Below are 23,913 nucleotides of genomic sequence, written 5' to 3' on the forward strand. Positions count from 1 at the left end.
CGGCGGCTGTGCATGCCACAGCCTGCCGGTAACCGCCGCTTCCGTTTTCCGCACATTCCCCTGAACGCAGCTAAAGGACCCTATGGACGTCATCATTGAAAGCCTCCCCCAATACTGGGACGGCTTTCTCGAGAACCCTGTTCCTGGCCGCCGTTTCCGGCATCATCGCCTTGGTGGCAGGCACGCTGCTGGCCGCCGCCCGCGTCTCCCCTGTTGCAGCACTCCGCGGCTTCAGCATGGCCTACGTGGAGGTGGTGCGTAACACCCCGCTGACCATTGCCTTCTTTTTCGCAGCGGTGGTCCTTCCCCGCCTGGGCGTGACCTTCCAGCAGTTCGAAATCGCGGCCATCATCGCCCTCAGCGCCTACACCTCCGCCTTCATCGCCGAGGCTGTTCGCTCGGGCGTCAACAGCGTTCCGGTCGGCCAGGCCGAGGCAGCCCGCAGCATCGGCATGAAGTTCAGCCAGGTACTCTCCCTCATAATCCTTCCGCAGGCGCTCCGCACCGTGATACCGCCGATGATCAACATCCTCATCGCGCTCGTCAAGAACTCCTCGGTTGCCGGCGCCTTCTACGTGCTGGAGCTGTTCGGCTACGGCAAGCAGCTGGCCAACGACCACGGTGACTCCGTCATGTGGGTGCTGGTGGGCGTTGCCTTCTTCTATCTCCTGATCACCGTGCCGCTGGGCTACCTCGCCCACCAGGTCGAACGAAAGGTGGCGATCGCACGATGAGTTCGGTTCTCTACGACGTCCCCGGCCCCAAGGCCCGCCGCGTCTCGCTGATCGGGTCCGTGATCGGCGTCGTGCTGATCGCCGCCCTGCTGGCCTGGGCCATCATGACCCTGGCCCAGCAGGGGATCTTCCAGGCACAGCGCTGGGCGATCTTCGGCCAGGCCGATGTCTGGTCGCTGATCGCCAACGGCATCGGTGCCACGCTGGCCGCGGCGGCCATCGCAGCGGTCATCGCCTTTCCGCTGGGGCTTCTGCTGTGCCTGATGCGCATCTCCGACGTCGCCTGGATCAGGATTCCCACCAGGATCGTGCTCGAGTTCCTGCGCGGCATGCCCGTGGTCCTCATGATGCTGTTTGTGCTGCTGGTCTTCGCCACCAGCTCGTTCATCGCCGTGGTGGCCGGCCTGGTCCTCTACAACGCCGCGATCTTCGCGGAGATCATCCGCGCAGGCATCCAGTCCCTCCCCCGTGGCCAGCGTGAAGCAGGACTGGCGATCGGCCTGACCAGCTTCCAGTCCCGGCTGACCATCGAACTGCCGCAGGCGGTCCGCCGCATGCTGCCGTCCCTCGTGGCGCAGCTGGTGGTCCTGTTGAAGGACACCTCGTTGGGGTACATCGTTGCCTACGCCGAACTGCTGCGCGCGGTGCAGGTGATGGCGGACTTCCTGGGCCCGCAGTTCCTGTTCCCGGTCTTCTTCGTGGCCGCGGCCATCTACATCGCCATCAACCTGGCCGTGTCACGGCTGGCCATCTGGATCGAGCGGCGCGGTTCCAAGAAGGCCGCCGGCGGCGTGGCGAAGGCCCCCACCGCCGGCGTGTCCACCGTGGTGAAATAAAACGGCAGGCATTAACAGCGAAGGGTCCGCAGCCAACCGGCTGCGGACCCTTCGTGTTTGTCTGCCGATACTCAGGACAGCCACGTCTGCAGTGCGCGCAGGCAGGTGCGGACAGCTTCGGCCTCCACGTGTTCGTTGTCCTTGTGGGCCAGCAGCGCGTCGCCGGGCCCGAAGTTCACGGCCGGGATGCCCAGTTCGCTGAAGCGGGCGACGTCGGTCCAGCCGTATTTGGGTTTCGGCTCGCCGCCCACGGCGGCAACGAAGGACGCGGCGGCAGGGTGGTTCAGTCCCGGGCGCGCACCGGCGGCGCTGTCAGTGCGGACGACGTCGAACCCGTCCAGGAGGGCGCGCACGTGCTCTTCGGCCTGGTCCGGGGTCTTGTCCGGGGCGAAGCGGTAGTTGATCTCCACGACGCAGCGGTCCGGGATAACGTTGCCCGCGGTGCCGCCGTGGATCTTCACCGCGTTAAGGCTTTCGCGGTAGTCCAGGCCGTCCACCGATACGGTCTGCGGGCTGTATGCCGCGAGGCGTTCCAGGATGGGCGCGGCCGCGTGGATAGCGTTGCGGCCCATCCAGGCCCGGGCGGAGTGGGCAGCCTCGCCGGAGGTGGTGGCGTGGAACCGCATGGTGCCGTTGCAGCCGCCCTCCACGGTGCCGTCGGTCGGTTCGAGGAGGATGGCAAAGTCGCCGCCGAGGAGCCCGCCGTGGTTCCGCACCAGCCGGCCCAGACCGCTCTTGACGGCCTCCACCTCCTCATGGTCGTAGAACACGAAGGTGACGTCCTTGCCCGGTTCCGCCCCGCCGTCGAACATGGACGCCGCCAATGCAAGCTGGACCGCAACGCCGCCCTTCATGTCAGTGGCGCCGCGGCCGTACAGGACGCCATCGCCGGGGACCCCGGACGGCCAGGTGGACGGCACCGTTCCCAGCGAACCTTCCGTGACCGGCAGCGGCACGGTGTCCAGGTGGCCCGCCAGGATGACCCGTTCGCTGCGGCCGAGGTTGGTCCGGGCGATGATGGAGTCGCCGTCACGTACCAGCTCCAGGCCGGGGAGCTGGCGGAGTGCCGACTCGACGGCGTCTGCAAGCTGGCGCTCGTTGCCGGAGACGCTGTCGATGTCGATCAGCGCGGCTGTCAGCAGTGCCACGTCCTGGCGCAGGTCAAGGGTTACGGGGGCTGTTTCGGCAATCACCATCCCACTGTATCCCGCGCCCGCCCGTCCCAACCGGGTAGCAGCCCAGGGCGTTCCCGGCGCCGGAAACGCCCTCAAATGCGACTCGGATATGTGCGGACCGGTTTCGGTGCGTGCATGTCGTCTCGATAGACTTGGCGCATGACTGAAACCGCTTCTTCCGCCGTGCCCGCTGCCCAGACACTGTCCGACAAGTCCCGTTCGGCCTATGGATTCGGCGTAGCCACCATCGCCACGCGGAACGGCGAAGCCACCGTGCTGGATGCCTGGTTCCCCGCCCCCGCCCTCGGTGTGGCCGCCGCAAGCCTCCGCGCCGTGGAAAACGCCGACGAATCCCTGACGGACATCGCTGCCGCCGGCACTGATGCCGACCGCGGCACCGAGCAGAAGGTGGTGTTCGTGCAGATCAACCTGGACGAAGCCCCGGCGGACACCGCCGATGCCTACCTGCGCCTGCACCTTCTCTCGCACCGCCTGGTTCGGCCCAACAGCATCAACCTGGACGGCATCTTCGGCAAGCTCCCGAACGTCGTCTGGACCAACTTCGGCCCGTGCGCCGTGGACGGGTTCGAGCTGACCCGCGCCAAGCTGCGCAAGCGCGGCGCGGTCACCGTCTATGGTGTGGATAAGTTCCCGCGCATGGTGGACTACGTCGTTCCGGCGGGCGTCCGCATTGCCGACGCCGACCGCGTGCGGCTGGGTGCCCACCTGGCCGACGGCACCACCGTCATGCACGAGGGCTTCGTGAACTTCAACGCCGGCACGCTGGGGACCTCCATGGTTGAGGGCCGCATTTCCGCCGGTGTGGTGGCTGGCGACGGCACCGACGTCGGCGGCGGCGCCTCGATCATGGGCACCCTCTCAGGCGGCGGCAAGGAGAAGGTGTCCCTGGGGCAGCGCGTCCTGCTGGGTGCCAACTCCGGCGTGGGCATCAGCATCGGGGACGACTCCGTGGTTGAGGCCGGGCTGTACGTCACGGCCGGCACCCGCGTCCGCGTTGCCGGGCCCAAGGACGCCGACGGCGAGGACACCAGCAAGATCGTCAAGGCCGTGGAGCTCTCCGGCGTGCCGAACCTGCTTTTCCGCCGCAACTCCACCACGGGTGAAGTCGAAGTCCTGCCCCGCCAGGGCCAGACCGTGGAACTGAACGACGCCCTGCACGCCAACTGACGCCGCGCCGACCGACCACGAGGACATAGCCGGCACGCCACCCAGACGGGCGTGCCGGCGGATTGCTGGAGTAACAACGTGATACGCAGACGCAGGCTGCGCGGGGCTGTCATCGGCGGCCTCTCCCTTGTCCTGGTCGCCGGCGGCATCTACACCGCGGCCACTTTGCTGCAGCGCTCCGAGCAGCTGATCACCGAGGAATGCACCGCCACTGTCGGTTCACAGCGCGCCGAGCTGGCCACCGACCAGGCCGCGAATGCGGCGCTGATCACGGCTGTCTCGGTGCGCCGCGGGCTCCCTCCGCGTGCAGCCAGCATTGCCCTGGCCACCGCCATGCAGGAATCCAAGCTTCGGAACATCGGCCACGGCGACCTCGCCGGTCCGGACTCCAGGGGCCTCTTCCAGCAGCGCCCGTCCCAGGGCTGGGGCACCCAGGACCAGGTCATGGACCCGGTCTACGCCACGAACGCGTTCTACGACGCCCTCGTGAAGGTGCCCGGCTACGCCACCCTGGACATCACCGACGCCGCCCAGCGCGTCCAGCGCTCCGCCTACCCGACGGCCTACGCCGAGCACGAGGCGATGGGACGGTCGTTCGCCTCGGCATTGACGGGTGAGACGCCGGCTGCCCTGAACTGCACGCTCCGCGCACCGGACACCGCCGGCAACGCCGCCACCCTGCTCATTGAGCTGGAAGCCGCCTACGGAACCGTCCCCACGGCGGCCTCCGGCCAAACGCTGGAGGTGGACGTCGCCGACAGCTATGCCTGGTCCGTGGCCCACTGGGCGGTGGCAAACGCCAAGGAGTATGCGGTGGAACGCGTGGACGTGGACGGAAAGCGGTGGGACAGGAAAGCCCGAGACGGGTGGCAGGATGCACCGGACACCGGCGGCCGGGTGGCCATCACGCTTGCTGCAGCCGGGTCCTGAATCTGCGGGGACTTCCTGAGTGCAGGGTCCTGAATCCGCGGACTTAGACGAGGATCTCCACGACCGGCTGCACGTAGCTGCGGAACACCTCGGGCTGCGAGAGCAGCTCGTGGCTCATGATGATCTTGTCCGGCTCCAGGTACCACGCCCGCTGCTCATCGAGCGGCAGCTCGATGATCGTCAGCGCGAAGTCCCGCGAATCCCTGCCCACCTCCAGCAGCCGGTCCTCCACGATGTCCTCGATGAGGTGCGCGGAGCCTCCGGCCACGCGTTCGGCCTCCAGTTCGGCATACTCCGCGCGCCGCTCCCTGGCCCACGTCAGGGCTGCGCCGAAATGCGCCTGCAGGACCTTGCGCAACGCCGGCGAGTTGGCAAAGGAGCGGAATCCCGGCGGCGACAGTTCCGGGGACATCTGCGGGTGTGCCTTGAGGAGCTGCTCCCACCAGGCTTCCCACTCGGTTTTCAGGGCGCTGATGCCGCCCACTTCGGCGGTGAGGTGGGAATGGTCCACGTGGCGGACCTTGGGTGCGGCATGCGAAAGCGGCGGAAAGCCCGCACCGTCGAGCCCGGCAACATCACGTATATAAAGGGCAATAAGCATGGGACCCGACGTGTCCATAGTGATTCGCCAGCCTGGACCGCCTGTGTGCTGCATGCGTATGCCTCCTTGGCATCTCGATTTTCCGCCCCGTTGTGCCGGCAACCCGCTCTCCGGCTTTCAGTCTATTCCCCCAGCCCGGGGAGGTTAATGGCTGGCACCGACCCTCCTGCGAAGGCCCTCGAGGTGGGATTCGAGCACGTCACGGCACATTTCCGGGGACATCCAGCCCGGCTGCAGCAGGGCATGCATGGCCAGCCCGTCGAGGGTGGCCAGCAGATGTTCGGCCGCAGTCACAAGCTGCGGCCCGGCACCGGTTCCGGTGGCATCATCCCCGGCGCCGGCGTCCTCGCGCAGGAGCCGCGTGATCACCTGGCCGACGATGGCGGCCACGGCCCGGTGGCTTCTGTCCGCCTCGGCGGCGAGGTAGGGCCGGATCCTCGCGGCGTTCCGGAACGCCAGCCAGGCGCACGCATCCAGGGCGCGCTCTTCGTCCAGGGGCAGGAATTCGCCCAGCAGTGTTAATACAGCACGGCTCGCGTCCGGGTCACCGGCGGCGGGCCGGAGCCCGGCAAGGGCGGCATGAAGGCGCACCAGGATGCGGTCGGAAACAGCTGCGAAGGAGTAGGCCAGCAGGTCGTCGCTGCTGTCGAAGTAGTGCCGCACGGAGCCCACCGCGAGGCCCGCCTCATCCGCGACTTCCCGCAGGGACGCGCCTTCCAGTCCGTCAGTGGCGATGATCCTGCACACGGCGCCAACGATCTCCTGCCGGCGCTGCGCGGCGTCCACAATTTTCGGCACACTTGTTTTTAGCACGGGTGTGCGCCGAAACAGCGGCGACTCCCCCACACACGGTCGGCGGTTTAGGTGGTGGTTGAAGCGCGACGGCGGCCGCCCACCTAAGGTGGACGGCCGCCGTCATGATTTAAGCCGGTGGTGGGCCCACACCGGCTAAGGGCCCGAACCGAGCGTGCGAGGTTTGGGAGTCGGTGGTGGGCCCACACCGGCGAGGGGCCCGAACCGAGCGTGCGAGGTTTGGGAGTCGGTGGTGGGCCCACACCGGCGAGGGGCCCGAACCGAGCGTGCGAGGTTTGGGAGCCGGTGGTGGGCCCACACCGGCGAGGGGCCCGAACCGAGCGTGCGAGGTTTGGGAGCCGGTGGGGATTAGCGGGCGGGGTACTGCCGCTCGGGCTCTCCTGTGTAGAGCTGCCGCGGACGGCCGATCTTGGTGTTCGGATCGTTGATCATTTCGCGCCACTGGGCAATCCAGCCCGGCAGGCGGCCGATGGCGAACAGCACGGTGAACATCTTCTCCGGGAAGCCCATGGCCTTGTAGATCAGGCCGGTGTAGAAGTCCACGTTCGGGTACAGCTTGCGCTGGATGAAGTAGTCATCGTTCAGCGCCTTCTCTTCGAGGCGCAAGGCGATCTCCAGGAGTTCGTCGTGGCCGCCGAGCTTGCTGAGGATCTCGTGCGCGGTTGCCTTGACGATCTTGGCGCGCGGGTCGTAGTTCTTGTAGACCCGGTGGCCGAAGCCCATGAGGCGGACGCCGTCTTCCTTGTTCTTGACCTTCTCCATGTAGTCCTCGGGCTTGGTGCCGTCGGCCTGGATCTGGCGGAGCATCTTCAGGACGGCCTCGTTGGCGCCGCCGTGGGCAGGGCCGAAGAGGGCGTTGATGCCTGCGGACACGGAGGCGAAGAGGTTGGCGTTGGAGGAGCCCACCAGCCGGACCGTGGAGGTCGAGCAGTTCTGCTCGTGGTCAGCGTGCAGGATGAGGAGCAGGTCCAGTGCCTTGGCGACCACGGGGTCCACCTCGTACTGCTCGGCCGGCAGGCCGAAGCTCAGGCGCAGGAAATTTTCCACCAGGTTGTGGGAGTTGTCCGGGTACAGCATCGGCTGCCCGATCGACTTCTTGTGGGCGTAGGCCGCAATGACCGGCAGCTTCGCCATCAGGCGGATGGTGGAAACCTCCACCTGCTCGTCATTGAACGGGTCCAGCGAGTCCTGGTAGAAGGTGGACAGCGCGGACACAGCCGAGGACAGCACGGGCATCGGGTGCGCGTCCCGGGGGAAGCCACCAAAGAAGCCCTTGAGCTCCTCGTGCAGCAGGGTGTGGCGGCGGATCTTCTGGTCGAAGTCCTCCAGTTCGGCCGGCGTCGGGAGGTTGCCGTAGATCAGCAGGTACGAGACTTCCAGGAAGCTGGAGTGCTGGGCAAGCTGCTCGATCGGGTAACCGCGGTACCGCAGGATGCCTGCGTCGCCGTCGATGTAGGTGATGGCCGACGTCGTGGCGGCCGTGTTCATGAAGCCAGGGTCAAAGGCAACGGCGCCGGTCTGCTTCAGTAGCTTGGAAACGTCGTAGCCTTCGTTTCCCTCAACAACCTTGATGCGCGGAAGTTCGAGTTCGCCGCCTGCGTGGCGCAAGATCGCACTGGTGGTCTCAGTTGCGCTGGTGGTCTCAGTCATGGAGTCCCCTTCATGAGGCCTCTTGGCCTCGCTAGAAAGCTTGATCCAACATCAGGTGAGCCGCACGGGATCCCGCACGGCGGGACATCCAACGGCCGTGCTGCCTTCTTGTAGAAAGCCACCATTGATAGTCAGTTAAAAACTACCGCCACTTGAGGGCTGCCACTAATCCGGAAGCGCCGAATTATCCCGAAAACGGGCAAGTTGTGGCGCGAGTCACATCATTGTTACGGCGCAACCGCTATGCCAGGCGGGACACCGCGGCGTCGATCCGTTCGTCGGTTCCGGTGAGGGCCACGCGAACATAGCCGTGCCCCGCGTCGCCGTAGAACACCCCCGGACCCACCACGATCCCCCGTTCGGCGAGGCGTCCCACGGTGTCCCAGGTTGCTTCGCCCGCGGTGCACCACAGGTACAGGCCGGCGGCGGACTCGTGCAGCGTCAGCCCGAAGGCCTCGAGCGCCGGCAGGAGCCGCTCCCGCCGCCCACGGTACAGGTCCTTCTGCGCCTGGACGTGCGCGTCGTCGCCGAGCGCCACGCGCATGGCTTCCTGCACCGGGTACGGCACGATCATGCCGGCGTGCTTGCGGCTGTTGACAAGGTTGGCCATGAGCGCAGCGTCGCCGGCGACGAAGGCGGCCCGGTAGCCGGCCACGTTGGACTGCTTGCTCAGCGAGTACACAGCCAGGAGCCCGTCGTGGGACGGACCGGCGACGCGCGGATCCAGAATGCTCGGAACAGCCTGTCCCCCGCGCTGCAGGTCCCACTCGCCCCAGCCAAGCTCGGCGTAGCACTCATCGGATGCCACCAAGGCGCCGATTTCGCGGGCCTGGTCCACGATCTTCTTCAGCGACGCAGCGTCCCGGACACTGCCGGTGGGGTTGCCCGGTGAGTTGACCCAGACCAGCCGGACCTTCGCCCGGGTGGCCGCGTCCAGTTCGTCGAGGTCATCAGCCGCAACCGCCGCGGCCCCGGCGAACGTGGCCCCGATGTCGTAGGTGGGGTAGGCGACCGTGGGCCGGACGACCACGTCTCCGGGCTTGAGGCCCAGCAGGAACGGCAGCCACGCCACCAGTTCCTTGGAGCCCACGGTCGGCATGACGGCGCGGGGATCCAGCCCCTCGACGCCGCGGCGGCGGGCGAACCACGCGGCGATGGCCTCCCGGAGCGCGGGCGTGCCGTGCACGGTGGGGTAACCGGGCGCATCCGCGGCCGCCTTCAAGGCGTCCTGGATGACCGGCGGCGTCGGGTCCACGGGCGTACCGATGGACAGGTTGACCGCTCCGCCCGGGTGTTCAGCCGCTTTGGCGAGGTACGGCGCCATCGCTTCCCACGGGTAGTCGGGCAGGCTAAGGCCGAAACTGCGGACAGCTGTAGTCACGAAGGGGTCCGCCTCAGTGGTCCTGGTTCTGCGGCGGGAGCGCTGCAATCATCGGGTGGTCCTTGCCGGTATTGCCCACCTTGGCGGCGCCGCCCGGGGAGCCGAGGTCGTCAAAGAACTCGACGTTCGCCTTGTAGTAGTCTGCCCATTCCTCGGGGGTGTCATCCTCGTAGTAGATGGCTTCCACCGGGCAGACGGGCTCGCATGCACCGCAGTCGACGCACTCATCGGGATGGATATAGAGGGAGCGATCGCCTTCGTAGATGCAATCGACGGGGCACTCCTCAATGCATGCCTTGTCCTTAACATCTACACACGGCTGCGCGATTACGTACGTCACGTCCCTTGCCTCTCCACGTTGATTCCCGGCGACTGGCCGGTTGCTGCATCCGGCCTGCATGCCGGGCTGTCCACTTCAGAGCCTATTATCTCCCAGGCCCGTCCCGCGAACGAAGCGGGCGCGTCACACTCCGGACGCGTCATACGATGGACCGGTGAGTCAGACAACACCAACGCCCCGGCAGTTCCTGGCCACGGCCCCTGCCGGAACGCGCGTGGTGGTGCGGTACAGGATCGACGGCGGCTTTACGGATGCGCTGGGAGACCTTCTGGAGTGCGGCGAAAGTGAATGCACCGTGCGGACCCGCAATTCCGACGTCGGCATCCCCCTTGAGAGCGTGGTGGCCGCGAAACAGGTGCCCCCGGCACCTCCGCGGCGCCGTTCGCGGCTGAACCCGCCGGCGGCGGACTGACGGCCGCACGATCATGACGGCAGCCCCGAGCCTAGGCCCTGCCCGTTTCTTCCAGCACCTCGGCTGCCGAGGAACCATTTGCCGGCACCTCGTCTATCTCTACCGCGTCCGGTAGCGTGCTCATCGTGCGCAAGGGAGAGAACAGGACCGGTGCGGCGGCCAGGAGATTGCCGGCCGCTCCGATCATCATGGTGGCCACAAGGCCGATGTGCCCGCCCAGGTACCCGGAGGCCAGGGCCGACAACGGAATCACGCCCCACACGGCAAACCGGACGGACGCATTCATGCGCCCGAGAAGCCGGGGCGGGCAGACCCGTTGACGCATGGTGAGTTGCACGACGTTGTAGACCAGAACGGTGAAGCCAAACCCGAATTCGGAGACGACCAGCAGCACCAGTGAGACTGCGGGTTCGGCAACGACGCCGGCGAGCGGCACGAGCAGCAGAAAAACCGAGCTGACCACGGCGCACACCGGGATCACCGTGCCTTCGCCGACGCGGGCGGCCACTCTCGGCGCCGCCACGGCGCCCAGCACTCCGCCGGCCGCGCCAACGGTCATGACCAGGCCCATGCCCTGCGGCCCCAGCCCGAGATTGCGCAGCACCAGCAGCGGCGTCAGCGTGAAGATCAGCGTCCCGAAAAAGTTCATTCCGGCGGTACAGGCCGCAATGCGGCTGATGAGCGGATGCCGGAGCACAAAGGAGAGCCCTTCCCGGATTTCCGCCGCGAGCGGCCGCCGGTCGGCCGGGGCCAGACGTACTTCTGCGTCGCGGGTGCGCGCCAGGAAAACCGCGGAGAGCAGGTAGCCCGCAGCCTCCCCCACGAACAGGACGGGAGCCGAGACCAGCGCCAGCAGGGAACCACCCACGGCGGGTCCGCCGATGCGTGCAACCTGCGTGGTCGCCTCCAGCTTTGAGTTGGCCTCCCGCACCCGGGGTGACTCCACCAGCACGGGAACGTAGCTCTGGTACGCGACGTCGAAGAACACCGTGGCCGTTCCCACGGTCGCCGCGATGACGTACAGGTGCCACATCTCCAGGCTGCCGCCCCACCACAGGAGAGGCACAGCAGCCATGGCGGCCATCCGCACCAGATCGGCGGTGATCATGGTTTTCCGCTTCAGCCAGCGGTCCACCCAGGCCCCGGCGGGTAGCCCAACAGCCAGGAAGGCAGCCAAGCCGGCGGCGGTCAGCACGCCAACTTCGAATTCGGACGCGTGGAGCATGCTGACGGCCAGCACGGGGAACGCCAACTGGCCCAACTGCGCGCCGAACTGTCCCAGCGCCTGGCCGGCCCAAAAGGTGGTGAAGTTGCGGTCCCGCCACAGCGCTCGTGCTGTCGGAACCACCGCGGTCGATTCGGCAGTCACGGCTTCAGTTTGGGGCTGTGATTGGCATATGTCAATCGATCATTGCTCGTTACACTGGCGTCTATGACACCCCCGCCGGAAAGCGATGATGCAGACCTGGTGGCAAAGGGCCGCGCCCTAAGTTCTCCGCTACGGCTGAGGATTCTTCGTCTATGCCTGCACCAGTCGCGCACCAACAAGGAGATCGCCGAGCTGCTCGGCCTCAATCCCGCGTCCAGCCTTCACCACGTCCGCACCCTGGTGCGGACCGGGTTCCTGGTGGCCGAGGAGCGCCGGAAGGGGCGGCGGGGCGCCACCGAGGTGCCCTACATCGCCAGCCGCAAGTCGTGGAGCACTCCCGTGGACAACGTTGCGCCCATCCTCATCGAGACGTTCCTGCTGGAAACCCGGGACCTTCCGCCCGAGGACATCGAGGTGTGGCGCCTCGGGGTGAAGTTCAATGCCGCCAGGCGGGAGGAAATGCTGGCCAAGCTCCGCGCCGTCATGGAGGAGTACATGGCACTTCCCGCAGACGACGACGGCGAGGCCACCTCACTCATGATTGCCCACCACCGGGACCCGGCGGCGGACTAGCGGGCGGAACCGGACGAGCGGCCGTACCGCCGGCACCAGGCCAGCATCGCGACGGTAACCACCACGATCCCGTAGACCCAGATGCCTCCGGCCAGGTCACCGGCAATGAGCCGCTTGCCCGGCTCCATCCCGGACCACCAGCCAGCCAGGGCATAACAGACCGCGCCGCACACCGCCGTCGGAATCAGCGTCCGGAACGCCGCCCCGAGGAACAGCTGAAGCGATGCCAGGAGCAGCAGCGCCGCCACCGCACCCACCGGCACAGCGGAACCGGCAGCGGCAAACTCCTGGCCGTGCAGCGCGGTTCCGGCGAGGGCTGCAAAAGAGCTGCCGGCACGGCGGCGGCCAGGCCGCCTGCCATGCCGGCAGCTCTTCTGTTCACGATTTCAGATCCCTGCGGGAGGGTGCCGTTATGCCTTCGCGCGGGCGCGGTTGGCCTTGGCACGCTCGTTGGTGTCAAGGATGACCTTGCGGATGCGGATGGCGTCCGGGGTAACCTCAACGCACTCGTCCTCGCGGGCGAACTCGAGGGACTCTTCGAGGGTCAGATCGCGCGGCGGCGTCAGGTTCTCGAAGGTGTCCGAGGAAGCCGCACGCATGTTGGTGAGCTTCTTTTCCTTCGTGATGTTCACGTCCATGTCGTCGGCGCGGGAGTTCTCGCCCACGATCATGCCTTCGTACACCTCGGAGGTGGGCTTGACGAAGAAGGAGCCGCGTTCCTGCAGGTTGATCATGGCGAACGGGGTCACGACGCCTGCACGGTCAGCCACCATGGAACCGTTGGTGCGGTATTCGATCGGGCCGGCCCAGGGCTCGTAGCCCTCGGAGATGGAGGCTGCGATGCCGGCGCCGCGGGTGTCCGTGAGGAACTTGGTGCGGAAGCCGATCAGGCCACGGGCGGGAACAATGAACTCCATGCGGCACCAGCCGGTGCCGTGGTTCGCCATGTTGGTCATGCGGCCCTTGCGGGCGGCCATGAGCTGCGTGACGGCGCCGAGGTACTCTTCCGGCACGTCGATGGTCATGTGTTCCATCGGCTCGTGGATCTTGCCGTCGACCGTCCGGGTGACAACCTGCGGCTTGCCAACGGTCAGCTCGAAGCCTTCGCGGCGCATCTGCTCCACGAGGATGGCCAGCGCGAGCTCGCCGCGGCCCTGGACTTCCCAGGCATCCGGGCGCTCGGTGGGGAGAACCTTGATGGAGACGTTACCGATCAGTTCCTTGTCCAGGCGGTCCTTCACCTGGCGGGCCGTGACCTTGGCGCCCTTGACCTTGCCGGCCAGCGGGGAGGTGTTGATACCGATGGTCATCGAGATCGCGGGATCGTCAACGGTGATCAGGGGCAGCGGCTGCGGGTTCTCGACGTCGGTCAGGGTCTCACCGATGGTGATCTCCTCGATGCCGGCGACGGCGACGATCTCGCCCGGGCCGGCGGACTCGGCCGGAACGCGCTCGAGCGCCTTGGTGGCGAGGAGTTCGGTGATCTTGACGGTCTTCAGCTCACCGTTGGCGCGGGCCCAGGCAACCTGCTGGCCCTTGCGGAGGGTGCCGTTGTAGATGCGCAGCAGGGCGAGACGGCCCAGGAACGGGGAGGCGTCCAGGTTGGTGACGTGCGCCTGCAGGACACCTTCCGGGTTGTAGGTCGGGGCGGGGATGTGCTCGATGATTGCACTGAAGAGCGGCTCGAGGTCCTCGTTCTCCGGGGCAGTGCCGTCGGCCGGCTGCTCGAGGGAGGCGCGGCCTACCTTTGCGGCGGCGTAAACCACCGGGACGTTGAGGATCTTGTCCAGGTCAAGGTCCGGAACCTCATCGGCGAGGTCGGAGGCCAGGCCCAGGAGCAGGTCCATCGACTCGTGGACAACCTCTTCGATGCGGGCGTCGGGGCGGTCGGTCTTGTTGACCAGGAGGATCACCGGCAGGTGCGCGGCGAGGGCCTTGCGGAGGACGAAGCGGGTCTGGGGCAGCGGGCCCTCAGAGGCATCCACCAGGAGAACAACGCCGTCCACCATGGACAGCCCGCGCTCCACTTCGCCGCCGAAGTCGGCGTGGCCGGGGGTGTCGATGACGTTGATGGTGATGGTTTCGCCGTTGGAGGACGGTCCGTTGTAGGCCACCGTGGTGTTCTTGGCCAGGATGGTGATGCCCTTTTCGCGCTCCAGGTCACCGGAGTCCATGACCCGGTCTTCGAGGTGGTTGTGCTCGGCAAAGGAGTTGGTCTGCTTGAGCATGGCGTCCACAAGGGTGGTCTTGCCGTGGTCAACGTGGGCCACAATCGCGACGTTGCGCAGGTCACTGCGAACTGCAGTTGCTACCGCGGTGTTGGTGGTGGTTTCAGACATGCGTTATTGCTCGATTCAGTGGTGAAGTCAGCTGTTGTATCGCGACATTTCCAACCGGAACGCACGACGGATCAGACCCTTAGCACAGGGCACCTGCCTCCAGTCTAAACGCTGTGCCATTTATTGGCCTAAAACGGGCGCCCGCACACGCGCCCGACCCGTTACCAAATCGTGAATCCAGCGGCACGTCATGTGAGCAAAATCACTGGCTTTTCCAAAAGTGATCCACCACTATTGCTAGACCACTTACGAACAGGCCAGGAGTCCACGGATGTTACAAGCCTCGACGCGGGCCCTCCTGATTGGTCCGGTCATCGCCGCCAGCGTGTTTTTGACGGGCTGCGGCGCAGCAATGGAACCGTCACCCGGTGCCGGCCCACAGGCGCCGCGTGCCGCCGCGCCTGTGGCCGCCCCAGGCGAGGCCGTGGCCGCCGGTTCGGCGGTCGTGAGCGATCTGCGGGCCGCCGTCGACCCCGCCAGCCTTCCGGCCGGAGCGCTGTACCGCAACCCGGCCAACGGACGGGATGAGGTCATCGTGGGCAACATCGCCCACACCGCACTGCTGATCGGCGACTCGCAGTCCGAGCCACAGGCCAGCTGGCCGCGCCGAGCCCTGGCTGGGCTGGGCTACGACGTCTTCTTCTGCGGCAAGGGCGGCACTGGCTATGTCGCCTCCAACGGCACCATGGGCAACTACGTCGATGCCCTGCAGCGGGGCGACTGGCACCTCCCCTACGGTTTCCCGCCGCTGGTGGTGATCGAGGGCGGCGGAAACGACGCGAAGCAAGGGGCGAGCGACGAACAGATCTCGGCCAACGCAACCCGGCTCATTACGACGATCAAGCAGCGGTACCCGGGCGCGAAGCTGGCCATGGTGGGAACCCTGGGCAAGGGAGCGGACCACGGCGGCGCCCGGCGCGCCGAGGTGGACGCGCTGCTGGGGACCGTCGCCGCGGACCACGGCATTCCGTTCGTCAGCGTCGGGGACTGGCTCTCCCGCTACGGGCTGGAGGCGCAGCTCAAGGACAGTGTCCACATGAACGGCGACGGGCACCGCGCCCTGGGTGCGCTGCTGGGCGACAGGCTCGCGAGGCTGGGGCTGGCCCTGTCCTAGCTGCATTGGCCAAACCCGCGTTAAGGCGGAAGAGAGGAGCCGGCATCCATGTGGGCGGATGCCGGCTCCTGTTGTTTGTTGCCTGAAGGTCCAGACGTGAGCTACGCCGTGGCGACCTCCGGGGGAAGCATGAGGCGGGCACCGGGGATGGCGTTGAGCAGGGCCTTCGTGTATTCCTGCTGCGGCGCGTCGAAAACGTCGTCCGTCGCTCCCGTCTCCACGAGCCTGCCCTTCTCCATCACGCAGACGTGGTCGGCGATCTGCCGGACCACGGCAAGGTCATGGGTGATAAACAGGTACGTCAGACCCAAGTTGGCCTGCAGGTCCGCAAGCAGGTTCAGTACTTGTGCTTGCACGAGCACATCCAGGGCCGACACCGCTTCATCGCAGATGATGACCTCCGGATCCAGTGCCAGGGCGCGGGCAATCGCCACGCGCTGGCGCTGTCCGCCGGAGAGTTCGTTCGGGTACCGCTGCATGGTGGACTGCGGCAGGGCCACCTGGTCCAGCAGCTCGCGGACCTTCTTTTCGCGGCTTGCCCTGGTGCCCACCTTGTGGGTCCGCAGCGGCTCTTCGATGGTCCTGAAGATGTTGTACATCGGGTCGAGGGAACCGTAGGGGTCCTGGAAGATCGGCTGCACGCGCCGGCGGAAGGCAAAGATCTCCCTGCGCTTCAGCGTGGCGGTATCCACGCCGTCGAACACGATCCTCCCGGACGTCGGCGGCAGCAGGTTCAGCACCATCTGGGCCACCGTGGACTTCCCGGAGCCGGACTCGCCCACGATCGCCGTCGTGGTGCCGCGCTTCACGCCGAAGGACACGGAGTCCACTGCAGTGAAGTCCGTGGACCGCCCGAGGCCGGACCGCAGTTTGAAGACCTTGGTGAGGTTCTCGATCCGCAGGACCTCCTCCGGCCTGTCCGCTCCCTGTTTGTCTCCGGGCTGTGCCATGGTGCCGGTGAAGGCGGCCCCTGAGGACGCCTCCGAGGCCTCGGACGCGGCAAGGAGATCCTCGGACTCCACGCCGAGTTCCTTGGCCGCCTGGATACGCCGCGAGGCCAGCGAGGGTGCCGAGGCCACTAGCCGCTGCGTGTACGGGTGCCGCGGATTCCGCAGCAGTTCCAGGGAGGGGCCTGCCTCCACCACGTTGCCCCGGTACATCACCACCACCTTGTCGGCACGTTCCGCGGCCAGGCCAAGATCGTGGGTGATGAGCAGCACGGCTGTGCCAAGCTCGGAGGTCATCTTTTCCAGATGGTCCAGAATCTGCCGCTGGACGGTGACGTCCAGGGCAGATGTCGGCTCATCGGCGATGAGCAGCCGCGGCTGGCAGGACAGGCCGATGGCGATCAGCGCCCGCTGGCGCATGCCGCCGGAGAACTCGTGCGGGTACTGCTTTGCCCGCCGGTGCGCGTCCGGAAGGCCCGCCTCGGCAAGGACCCTGGCGACGTCGTCGGGCCCGTCGGGGCGGCCGTTCGCCCGCAGCGTTTCGCGGACCTGGTAGCCGATCTTCCACACCGGGTTCAGGTTGGACATCGGGTCCTGCGGAACCATGCCGATGGTGTTGCCCCGGAGCTCAATCATGCGCTTTTCCGGCGCCTGGGCGATGTCCTCGCCGTCGAGCAGGATCTGGCCACCGGTCACCCGGCCGTTGGTGGGCAGCAAGCCGATGGCGGCGAGCGCCGTCGTCGACTTCCCGGAACCGGACTCGCCCACGATGGCGACCGTCTCCCCCGGCATGATGGTCAGGTGCGCGTTGCGCACCGCCTGGACCTCGCCGCCGCTGGTGGCGAAGGAGATGGCGAGGTCCCTGATTTCCAGCAGGGGCTTCACTTCTGATGCACCCGCTTCGCTGACGCTGATCTTGGACGTTGTCATGTGGGGCACCTTCATCGTTGACGGCTCTTCGGATCGAGCGCATCGCGGAGGGCATCGCCCAGCATGATGAAGCTCAACACGGTGATGGACAGCGCCGTTGCGGGATACAGCAGGACGGCGGGATTGGTCCGCAGCGACGGCTGGGCCGCGGCAATGTCATTACCCCAGGACATGACGCTGCCCGGCAGGCCGATACCCAGGAAGGACAGGGTGGCCTCGGCGACGATGAACACACCCAGTTCCATGGTGGCGAGCACAATAATGGGGGCCAGCGCGTTCGGCAGGACGTGCCGGAGCAGGGAACCCATCTTTGAGACACCGAGGGACCGTGCGGCGGTCACGAAGTCCGCATTCCGCACCTCAATGACGGCGCCGCGGGTGATGCGGGCCATCTGCGGCCAGGCCAGCAGCACGATCACCATCACCACGGTCCAGACGCTCTTGTTGTCCTTGAAGAAGGGAAGCTGCGTGATGACGAGCGCCCCGAGGACGAGCGGGAGGGCGAAGAAGATGTCGCCGAGGCGGGCGATGACCGCATCGAGCCAGCCACCAAAGAATCCGGCCAGCGCGCCGAGCGTCACACCGATAATCAGCACGAAAATGACTGACAGCACACCCACCGAAAGGGACGCCTGCGTCCCGTGGATGACGCGCGAGAAGACGTCGCAGCCCTGGAACGTGTAGCCGAACGGATGGCCGGCCTGCGGCGCCCCGTCGGAGAACTGCAGGTTGCAGTTGTCATTAGGCGCGACCTGGGTGAAAAGACCCGGGAAAAGCGCAATGACCAGCAGCAGCACGATCAGCAGTGACGAAACGATGAACAGCGGGCGGCGGCGCAGCTTTCGCCACGCCTCGGCCCACAGGCTCAAGGGGGCCTGGTCCGTCTTCACGGAGTCGGTGGCGAGCAGCGGGGTTTCGTCGATGGGTGCAACGTAGTGCTCTGCCCTGTGGTTACTTGTCATAGCGAATCCTTGGATCGAGCCAGGCGTAGAGCAGGTCCACCAGCAGGTTGGCCAGCACGAAGATGAGCACAAACACACTGACGATCGCGACGATCGTGGGACCCTCGCTGCGCAGGATGGCCTGGTACAGCTTCTGCCCGACGCCCGGAACATTGAAGATGCCCTCGGTGACGATGGCGCCGCCCATCAGCGCGCCCAGGTTGGCGCCGAGGTACGTGGCCACGGGAATCATCGAGTTGCGCAGGATGTGTGCCAGAACCACCCGCGGCCTTGAGAGGCCCTTGGCCGTGGCGGTGCGGACGTAGTCGGCGTTCATGTTCTCGATCACCGACGCCCGGGTGAGCCGGAGGACGTAGGCGAAGGACACCAGGCCCAGGACGAACGCCGGGAGCAGCAGAGTTCCCCAGGAGACCTCGGATCCCACGGTGGGTTTGGCCCATCCCAGCTGCACGCCGACTACCAGCTGCAGCACGAAGCCGAGCACGAACGTCGGGATCGCGATCACCACCAGCGAGGCGATGAGCACGGTGGAATCGAAGAGCTTGCCTTTGCGCAGGCCGGCGAACAGGCCGGCGGCCACGCCAAAGACGCCCTGGATGATGAGGGCCTCGATGGCCAGCATCGCCGTCACCGGGAAGACGCGGCCCAGGGTGGCAGCGATCGGCTGCCCGGTGAAGTCGTTGCCGAGGTTGAAGGTGAACAGGTTCTTCAGGAACAGTCCGTACTGGACCCAGAACGGTTCATCAAGGTGGTACTGCTGCCGCAAGGCAGCGATGACGGCAGGGTTGGGCTGCCGGTCGCCGAACAGGGCGGCGACGGGGTCGCCGGGAAGGGCGAACACCATGTAGTAAACGAGCAGGGTGGTCCCGACGAAGACGGGAATCACCTGCAGCAGCCGGCGGAGGACGTACTGGATCACAGCAGCTCCTCCCCGGGGAATTGAAATTGGGGATTCATGGGGCAGCTTTCATGCTGGTTCATGGCACATGGGGGCCCGGCATCTTGGGCCGGACCCCCACGCGCTGACTGATTTGGGTGGTTCCAGGGACTACTTGGCGGTGATGTTGTAGTACTGGAGCACGCCGTTCCAGCCGCTGTCCACGTTGGTGACGTTCTGGCTCCAAACGGCCTGGCGGGCCTGGTACCAGAGGGGCAGGTTGGGCAGGTCCTTGAAAAGCACTTCCTGCGCCTGGCTAAACTTCTTGTTGGCGTCGTCGGTGGACTTCGCGCCCAGGCCCTCCGTGAGGAGCTTGTCGAACGCAGGGTTCGAGTAGCCCTCGTAGTTAGAGCTGGAGCCGGTCTTCAGGAGCGGGCCGAGGAAGTTATACAGCGACGGGTAGTCTGCCTGCCACCCGGCACGGGTCAGGCCGGGAAGGGTCTTGGACTTGCGCAGGTTCAGGATCTCGGCGAACTTCGCGAACGGCTGGCCCTCGGCCTGGATGCCCAGGTTGTTCTTGATGTTGTTGGCGACCGCGTCGATCCATTCCTTGTTGCCGCCGTCGGTGTTGTACGCCAGCTGAAGCCGCTTGGAGGCGTCGTACGGCTTGATGGCCTCAGCCTTGGCCCACAGGTCCTTGGCCTTGGCGGCGTCGAACTTGAGGAACTCGGAGCCGGCAACGTTCTCGTTGTAGCCGTCGATGACCGGGGCGGTGAAATCCTTCGCCGGGATGCGCGTCCCGTTGAAGATCACCTTCGTGATTTCTTCGCGGTTGATGGCCATGGACAGCGCCTGGCGGCGCAGCTTGCCGGCCTCACCCTGGAAGTTGGGGTTGTAGACCGGAATGTTCAGCGTGGCGTTCCCGGCGTAGGCCTTGTTCAGGTGGTTCTCCGGGAAGTCGGTCTCGTATGTCCGCAGCGCGTTGGTGGGAAGCACGTCCGTCACATCAAGGTTGTTGGCCTGGATGTCGGTGTAGGCGGGCCCCGGGTCGGTGTAGAACTTGAAGGTCACACCGCCGTTCTTGGCCGCGCGGGGACCGCTGTAGTCCGCGTTTTTGACCAGGGAGATGGACTGGTCGTGGACCCAGGCGCCTTCTTTGGCGAGCTTGTACGGGCCGTTGCCGACGGGGTTTTCACCGAACTTTTTCGGGTCCTTCATCGCCTCTGAGGGCAGCGGGTAGAACGCCGAGTAGCCGAGGCGCAGCGGCCAGTCCGCCTCAGGCTGGCTGAGCTTGACCTGGATGGTGGAGTCGTCCTTCAGGACAAGGCCGGACATGGTCTTGGCGGTGGGGGCCGGAATGTCCTTTTCCTTGCCGTCGGCGCCCTTTTCGGTCTTGACGGCACTGACGTCGGCGTAGCCTTCGACCGACTCGAAGAATGTGCCGTTGTTCTGCAGGTTGGTGCTCAACGCCGCGAAGTTCCACGCGTCAACGAAGCTCTTGGCCGTGACTTCCTCGCCGTTGCTGAACTTGGTGCCGGTCTTGACCTTGATGGTGTAGTTCTGGCCGTCCGGGGACTCGATGGATTCAGCCAGCGCGTCGACCGGCTTGCCGTTGGCGTCGTAGGCGCGAAGGCCTTCGAACAGCAGCTCCACGACGCGGCCGCCGTAGACCTCGTTGGTGTTGGCCGGCAGCAGCGCGTTCTGCGGCTCGTTGCTGTAGGCCGTGATGATTTTGTTGGGATCACCGGCAGCGCTGCCGGAACCGTTGCTGGTGCCGCCTCCGGCACCGCAAGCGGACAGGGCAAGGGCGGCGATTGCCACCATGCCCAATGCTTTGGAAGTGCGCGCAAAACGCATTCCGCCTCCTAGGAGTTGTGGGAGAGAGTGGTGGGGAGTCAGGTGTATCCCCGAGGCCCAGGACACAAAAGTTGGTCTGTGACGTGGGCAACACAAGCATGAAGCCTAACCGCATAACGTCCAGATAGTGGTACGCCGTTGCCAAACCGTGACCGGGCAGGGTTGGACACGCCGGACGATTTAAGGCGTAAGTTACTCGCTGGTATCATGCCCTGATTTGTGATCTGGCCCACTCCGGGCGACGTGGCCCGGTTCCCCCGCAACTCCGCCGCGCTACTCCGTTCCGGTGGCCAGCAGCTGTGCCCGCAGTTCCCGGCGCTCGCGCTGCCTTTCCGGGTCCGGCAGCGGCACGGCGGCCAGCAGCCGCTGTGTGTAGGCCTCCTGCGGGTTCCGCAGGATCTGGTCGCGGGAGCCCTGCTCCACGATGCGGCCGCGCTGCATGACGCAGATGCGGTCTGCCAGCACGTCCACGACGGCGAGGTCGTGGGTGACGAACAGGCAGGCGAACCCGAGCTCGCGCTGAAGGTTCTGGAACAGCTCCAGGACCTTGGCCTGCACGGACACGTCGAGCGCAGACGTCGGCTCGTCCGCCACCATGAGCTTGGGCTTGAGCGAGAGTGCCCGGGCGATGCCGACGCGCTGTTTCTGCCCGCCGGACAGCTCGTGCGGGTACCTGTTCCGATAGTTCCGCGGCAGCTCCACCTGGTCCAGCAGCGCCTCGATGCGCTTCTGCAGGTCGGCGCCTTTCGCCACGCCGGCAAGGTACATCGGCTCGCCGATGCTTTCGCCGATGGGCAGGCGCGGATTCAGGGACGAGGACGGGTCCTGGAACACCATGCCGATGTGGCGGCGCACCTGGTGCAGCTGCTTGCCGTTCTTCTTGGCAGCGGAGATGTCCTCCCCCACAACACGCATCGTTCCGGCAGCCACCGGCAGCAGTCCAACGGCGGCGCGCCCGATGGTGGTCTTGCCCGACCCCGACTCCCCCACGAGGCCCACCACCTGCCCGGGGTGGATGGTCAGGTTGGCCCCCTCGACGGCGCGGAAGGCCGGCACACGGCCCTGCTTCGGGTACTCGATGGCGACGTCGGTCAGCTCCAGGACCGGTTCCCCCACCGGTCCCCTGGACTCGGCGGCCGCCAGCGCCGCCGCGTTCTCCCGCTCGCGCCGGACCAGTTCGTCGTGGTCAACGGAGTCAAGCTCGGCATGGGTGGCCGCTGCCAGCGCCGCCGTCACGTCGACGTCCGGCGCGGCGTCCGCTCCGCCCTGACCGAGGTGCGGCACGGCCGCAAGCAGCGCCTGTGTGTAGGGGTGCTGGGGGTTGTGGAAGATCTGCTCGGCGGTGCCAGTCTCCACGATCAGGCCCCTGCGCATGACGGCGATCCGGTCCGCCAGGTCCGCCACGACGCCCATGTCGTGGGTGATCAGGACGATGGCGCTGTCCAGCTTGTTGCGCAGGTTCCGCATCAGGTCCAGGATCTCCGCCTGCACCGTGACGTCCAGGGCCGTGGTGGGCTCATCGGCGATCAGCAGCTTGGGATCGCAGGACAGCGATTGGGCGATCATGGCACGCTGACGCTGGCCGCCGGACAACTGGTGCGGATAGGACCTGAACGCCTTCACCGGGTCCGGCAGCTCCACCAGCTCCAGCATCCGCAGCGCGCGCTCCTTGGCCTGGTCCGGAGAGACTTCGTTGTGAAGCCGCACCGTCTCAACGATCTGCGCACCGACCGTGTAGACCGGGTTCAGCGCGGTCATGGGCTCTTGGAAGATGACGGCCACGTCCTTGCCACGGACACTGCGGAGGTTGGCCGCATCCGCCCCCAGCAGCTCCCTGCCGGAGAGCCTGACGCTCCCGGACACCCTGCTGTTGCTGGGCAGCAGGCCCAGCAGCGCCATGGAGCTGGCGCTCTTGCCCGAGCCGGACTCCCCCACGATGGCCAGGACCTCGCCGGCGCGGACCTCATAGTTAAGTCCGATTGCGGCCGGCACCCACTTCTTTTCCACGCCGAAGTCGACGCTGAGGTCCCGCACTTCGAGGACGACGGAACCCTTCCCGTCTGCCCTAGGCCGTCCGGCGCCGGGCTCAATGGATTCCGGCTCCAGCGGATCCTGCGACGGGCGGTCAGGGCTGATGTAGTCAGACATGTGGGGGTTTTCCTTCCACCCGGGTCAGCGGAGCAGCTGAGATTCGTGCTCCGGCCGGGAATACTGAATTATCGGGGGCATGAGCACAGTGCCGCATGCCGGAAACGCCGCGATCTTCAAGGCGCGCACCAACAAATGGTTTGCCGGTTTCTCGTGGTTTGTGGCGGCCGCCGGGCTGGCCGGCCTGGTGGTGGCTGGCGGAGTCCCCGCCCTGACCGGCGCGGCGCCGCTGCTGCTCATCGCCTACCTGGGCTGGCTGCTGTTCTGGCGTCCGGCGGTGGTTGTCCACGACACCGGCGTCACCATAGAAAATCCGTTCCGAGCCATCACGGTGCCGTGGGCGGCGCTGGTCCAGGTGGACACCCGGTACGCGCTGACCCTTGTCACGCCCGGGCGAAGCTACGGGGCCTGGGCGGCTCCCGCCCCCGGCATCTGGGGCGGACGAAACGCCCGCCCGGAGGACCTCCGAGGACTGCCGGACAGCACGTACGGGCCGGGGAACTCCGTCCGCCCCGGCGACCTCAAGAGCACCGACTCGGGGCAGGCCGCGCAGCTGGTCCGCGGACGCTGGCAGCAGCTGGTCGAATCGGGACTCCTTGATGCCGGAGCAGCCGAGGCCACTCCGGTCAGCGTGAAGTTCCGCTGGCGCGAAGCGGCCGCGACCCTGATCCTTCTCGGGCTGAGCTACTGGAGCGTGGCCGTTCTGTAGGCAGGCAGAGCGCTGCACCCGCCCGCGG

General features: G+C 66.5%; 21 protein-coding genes and 1 pseudogene. 8 read left to right on the forward strand and 14 right to left on the reverse strand.

Annotated elements, in window-relative coordinates; translation table 11 throughout:
* The first annotated feature begins 82 nt into the window (after positions 1-82).
* Together ACHMXB_RS10085 and ACHMXB_RS10090 are read left to right on the forward strand one after the other, a co-directional pair.
* A pseudogene (locus tag ACHMXB_RS10085) lies at positions 83-734 on the forward strand (amino acid ABC transporter permease).
* A complete protein-coding gene (locus ACHMXB_RS10090; protein WP_395404914.1) occupies positions 731-1,570 on the forward strand; it encodes an amino acid ABC transporter permease in 840 nt (279 codons plus the stop codon). The pseudogene ACHMXB_RS10085 and the gene ACHMXB_RS10090 overlap by 4 nt, the downstream one beginning before the upstream one ends.
* A gap of 71 nt (positions 1,571-1,641) precedes the next feature.
* Here ACHMXB_RS10090 and dapE read toward each other — a convergent pair whose 3' ends face one another.
* A complete protein-coding gene (dapE, locus tag ACHMXB_RS10095) occupies positions 1,642-2,766 on the reverse strand; it encodes a succinyl-diaminopimelate desuccinylase (protein ID WP_395404916.1) in 1,125 nt (374 codons plus the stop codon).
* A 138-nt stretch (positions 2,767-2,904) separates the two neighbouring features.
* Here dapE and dapD point away from each other — a divergent pair, with 138 nt between their 5' ends.
* Together dapD and ACHMXB_RS10105 are read left to right on the forward strand one after the other, a co-directional pair.
* Complete coding sequence (gene dapD / locus ACHMXB_RS10100) at positions 2,905-3,933, forward strand: 2,3,4,5-tetrahydropyridine-2,6-dicarboxylate N-succinyltransferase (RefSeq protein WP_395404918.1); 1,029 nt, start codon at positions 2,905-2,907, stop codon at positions 3,931-3,933.
* Positions 3,934-4,011: 78 nt separating this feature from the next.
* Complete coding sequence (locus ACHMXB_RS10105; RefSeq protein ID WP_395404920.1) at positions 4,012-4,863, forward strand: hypothetical protein; 852 nt, start codon at positions 4,012-4,014, stop codon at positions 4,861-4,863.
* Positions 4,864-4,906: 43 nt separating this feature from the next.
* Here the strand turns inward: ACHMXB_RS10105 and ACHMXB_RS10110 are convergent, their stop codons facing one another.
* The 5 genes from ACHMXB_RS10110 to fdxA form a co-directional block, all read right to left on the reverse strand.
* Entirely contained in the window at positions 4,907-5,518 is a 612-nt protein-coding gene (locus ACHMXB_RS10110; protein ID WP_102973809.1) for a hypothetical protein, read from the reverse strand.
* A gap of 90 nt (positions 5,519-5,608) precedes the next feature.
* Complete coding sequence (locus ACHMXB_RS10115) at positions 5,609-6,262, reverse strand: TetR/AcrR family transcriptional regulator (protein WP_395404923.1); 654 nt, start codon at positions 6,260-6,262, stop codon at positions 5,609-5,611.
* 363 nt (positions 6,263-6,625) lie between these two features.
* Positions 6,626-7,927 (reverse strand): citrate synthase, encoded by a 1,302-nt coding sequence (locus ACHMXB_RS10120; RefSeq protein ID WP_111905727.1) that lies wholly within the window; start codon positions 7,925-7,927, stop codon positions 6,626-6,628.
* A gap of 241 nt (positions 7,928-8,168) precedes the next feature.
* Positions 8,169-9,308 carry a succinyldiaminopimelate transaminase gene (dapC, locus tag ACHMXB_RS10125; RefSeq protein ID WP_395404925.1) on the reverse strand — a complete coding sequence of 380 codons (1,140 nt, stop codon included), beginning with the start codon at positions 9,306-9,308 and terminating at the stop codon, positions 8,169-8,171.
* A 13-nt stretch (positions 9,309-9,321) separates the two neighbouring features.
* Positions 9,322-9,648, reverse strand: coding sequence for a ferredoxin (fdxA, locus tag ACHMXB_RS10130; RefSeq protein WP_102973806.1), 327 nt, complete (start codon positions 9,646-9,648; stop codon positions 9,322-9,324).
* 154 nt (positions 9,649-9,802) lie between these two features.
* Between fdxA and ACHMXB_RS10135 the strand changes: the two genes are divergently transcribed.
* Entirely contained in the window at positions 9,803-10,060 is a 258-nt protein-coding gene (locus ACHMXB_RS10135; protein WP_395404928.1) for a hypothetical protein, read from the forward strand.
* 31 nt (positions 10,061-10,091) lie between these two features.
* Here ACHMXB_RS10135 and ACHMXB_RS10140 read toward each other — a convergent pair whose 3' ends face one another.
* Positions 10,092-11,429, reverse strand: a complete 1,338-nt coding sequence (locus ACHMXB_RS10140) for an MFS transporter (RefSeq protein ID WP_395404930.1) — start codon at positions 11,427-11,429, stop codon at positions 10,092-10,094.
* A gap of 63 nt (positions 11,430-11,492) precedes the next feature.
* Here ACHMXB_RS10140 and ACHMXB_RS10145 point away from each other — a divergent pair, with 63 nt between their 5' ends.
* Positions 11,493-12,002: a helix-turn-helix domain-containing protein gene (locus ACHMXB_RS10145; RefSeq protein WP_395404932.1), complete on the forward strand. Its 510-nt coding sequence runs from the start codon at positions 11,493-11,495 to the stop codon at positions 12,000-12,002.
* Here the strand turns inward: ACHMXB_RS10145 and ACHMXB_RS10150 are convergent.
* Both ACHMXB_RS10150 and typA read right to left on the reverse strand, forming a co-directional pair.
* A complete protein-coding gene (locus ACHMXB_RS10150; RefSeq protein WP_395404934.1) occupies positions 11,999-12,259 on the reverse strand; it encodes a hypothetical protein in 261 nt (86 codons plus the stop codon). The two genes, ACHMXB_RS10145 and ACHMXB_RS10150, sit on opposite strands and share 4 nt — an antisense overlap.
* A 153-nt stretch (positions 12,260-12,412) precedes the next feature.
* Positions 12,413-14,341 (reverse strand): translational GTPase TypA, encoded by a 1,929-nt coding sequence (gene typA, locus ACHMXB_RS10155; RefSeq protein ID WP_111905723.1) that lies wholly within the window; start codon positions 14,339-14,341, stop codon positions 12,413-12,415.
* Positions 14,342-14,612: 271 nt separating this feature from the next.
* On the opposite strand from typA, the gene ACHMXB_RS10160 reads away from it, so the two are divergent.
* The gene (locus tag ACHMXB_RS10160) at positions 14,613-15,455 is read left to right on the forward strand and encodes an SGNH/GDSL hydrolase family protein (protein ID WP_395404937.1); all 843 of its coding nucleotides are present in this window, start codon (positions 14,613-14,615) and stop codon (positions 15,453-15,455) included.
* 101 nt (positions 15,456-15,556) lie between these two features.
* Here the strand turns inward: ACHMXB_RS10160 and ACHMXB_RS10165 are convergent, their stop codons facing one another.
* From ACHMXB_RS10165 to ACHMXB_RS10185, 5 genes are all read right to left on the reverse strand, one after another.
* Complete coding sequence (locus ACHMXB_RS10165; RefSeq protein ID WP_395404939.1) at positions 15,557-17,332, reverse strand: dipeptide ABC transporter ATP-binding protein; 1,776 nt, start codon at positions 17,330-17,332, stop codon at positions 15,557-15,559.
* 11 nt (positions 17,333-17,343) lie between these two features.
* On the reverse strand, positions 17,344-18,294 hold the full coding sequence (locus ACHMXB_RS10170; protein WP_395404941.1) for an ABC transporter permease: 951 nt from the start codon (positions 18,292-18,294) through the stop codon (positions 17,344-17,346).
* Entirely contained in the window at positions 18,284-19,213 is a 930-nt protein-coding gene (locus tag ACHMXB_RS10175) for an ABC transporter permease (RefSeq protein WP_395404943.1), read from the reverse strand. Before ACHMXB_RS10175 ends, ACHMXB_RS10170 begins: the two co-directional genes overlap by 11 nt.
* A 129-nt stretch (positions 19,214-19,342) precedes the next feature.
* A complete protein-coding gene (locus tag ACHMXB_RS10180) occupies positions 19,343-21,028 on the reverse strand; it encodes an ABC transporter substrate-binding protein (RefSeq protein ID WP_395404945.1) in 1,686 nt (561 codons plus the stop codon).
* Between the two features lie 273 nt (positions 21,029-21,301).
* On the reverse strand, positions 21,302-23,176 hold the full coding sequence (locus ACHMXB_RS10185; RefSeq protein ID WP_395404947.1) for an ABC transporter ATP-binding protein: 1,875 nt from the start codon (positions 23,174-23,176) through the stop codon (positions 21,302-21,304).
* A gap of 79 nt (positions 23,177-23,255) precedes the next feature.
* Between ACHMXB_RS10185 and ACHMXB_RS10190 the strand changes: the two genes are divergently transcribed.
* Positions 23,256-23,885, forward strand: a complete 630-nt coding sequence (locus tag ACHMXB_RS10190) for a PH domain-containing protein (protein ID WP_395404949.1) — start codon at positions 23,256-23,258, stop codon at positions 23,883-23,885.
* The last annotated feature ends 28 nt before the right edge of the window (positions 23,886-23,913 follow it).

The sequence above is a fragment of the Arthrobacter sp. UC242_113 genome (assembly GCF_044054585.1).
Taxonomy (GTDB): domain Bacteria; phylum Actinomycetota; class Actinomycetes; order Actinomycetales; family Micrococcaceae; genus Arthrobacter.

What these genes read in the sequence shown, in the direction of transcription:
- typA (WP_111905723.1), bottom strand. Translation starts at nt 14,341, where the DNA reads ATGTCTGAAACCACCACCAACACCGCGGTAGCAACTGCAGTTCGCAGT.
- ACHMXB_RS10090 (WP_395404914.1), top strand. Translation starts at nt 731, where the DNA reads ATGAGTTCGGTTCTCTACGACGTCCCCGGCCCCAAGGCCCGCCGCGTC.
- ACHMXB_RS10185 (WP_395404947.1), bottom strand. Translation starts at nt 23,176, where the DNA reads ATGTCTGACTACATCAGCCCTGACCGCCCGTCGCAGGATCCGCTGGAG.
- ACHMXB_RS10190 (WP_395404949.1), top strand. Translation starts at nt 23,256, where the DNA reads ATGAGCACAGTGCCGCATGCCGGAAACGCCGCGATCTTCAAGGCGCGC.
- ACHMXB_RS10180 (WP_395404945.1), bottom strand. Translation starts at nt 21,028, where the DNA reads ATGCGTTTTGCGCGCACTTCCAAAGCATTGGGCATGGTGGCAATCGCC.
- ACHMXB_RS10110 (WP_102973809.1), bottom strand. Translation starts at nt 5,518, where the DNA reads ATGCAGCACACAGGCGGTCCAGGCTGGCGAATCACTATGGACACGTCG.
- ACHMXB_RS10120 (WP_111905727.1), bottom strand. Translation starts at nt 7,927, where the DNA reads ATGACTGAGACCACCAGCGCAACTGAGACCACCAGTGCGATCTTGCGC.
- ACHMXB_RS10165 (WP_395404939.1), bottom strand. Translation starts at nt 17,332, where the DNA reads ATGACAACGTCCAAGATCAGCGTCAGCGAAGCGGGTGCATCAGAAGTG.
- ACHMXB_RS10160 (WP_395404937.1), top strand. Translation starts at nt 14,613, where the DNA reads ATGTTACAAGCCTCGACGCGGGCCCTCCTGATTGGTCCGGTCATCGCC.
- ACHMXB_RS10145 (WP_395404932.1), top strand. Translation starts at nt 11,493, where the DNA reads ATGACACCCCCGCCGGAAAGCGATGATGCAGACCTGGTGGCAAAGGGC.
- dapD (WP_395404918.1), top strand. Translation starts at nt 2,905, where the DNA reads ATGACTGAAACCGCTTCTTCCGCCGTGCCCGCTGCCCAGACACTGTCC.
- ACHMXB_RS10170 (WP_395404941.1), bottom strand. Translation starts at nt 18,294, where the DNA reads ATGACAAGTAACCACAGGGCAGAGCACTACGTTGCACCCATCGACGAA.
- dapE (WP_395404916.1), bottom strand. Translation starts at nt 2,766, where the DNA reads ATGGTGATTGCCGAAACAGCCCCCGTAACCCTTGACCTGCGCCAGGAC.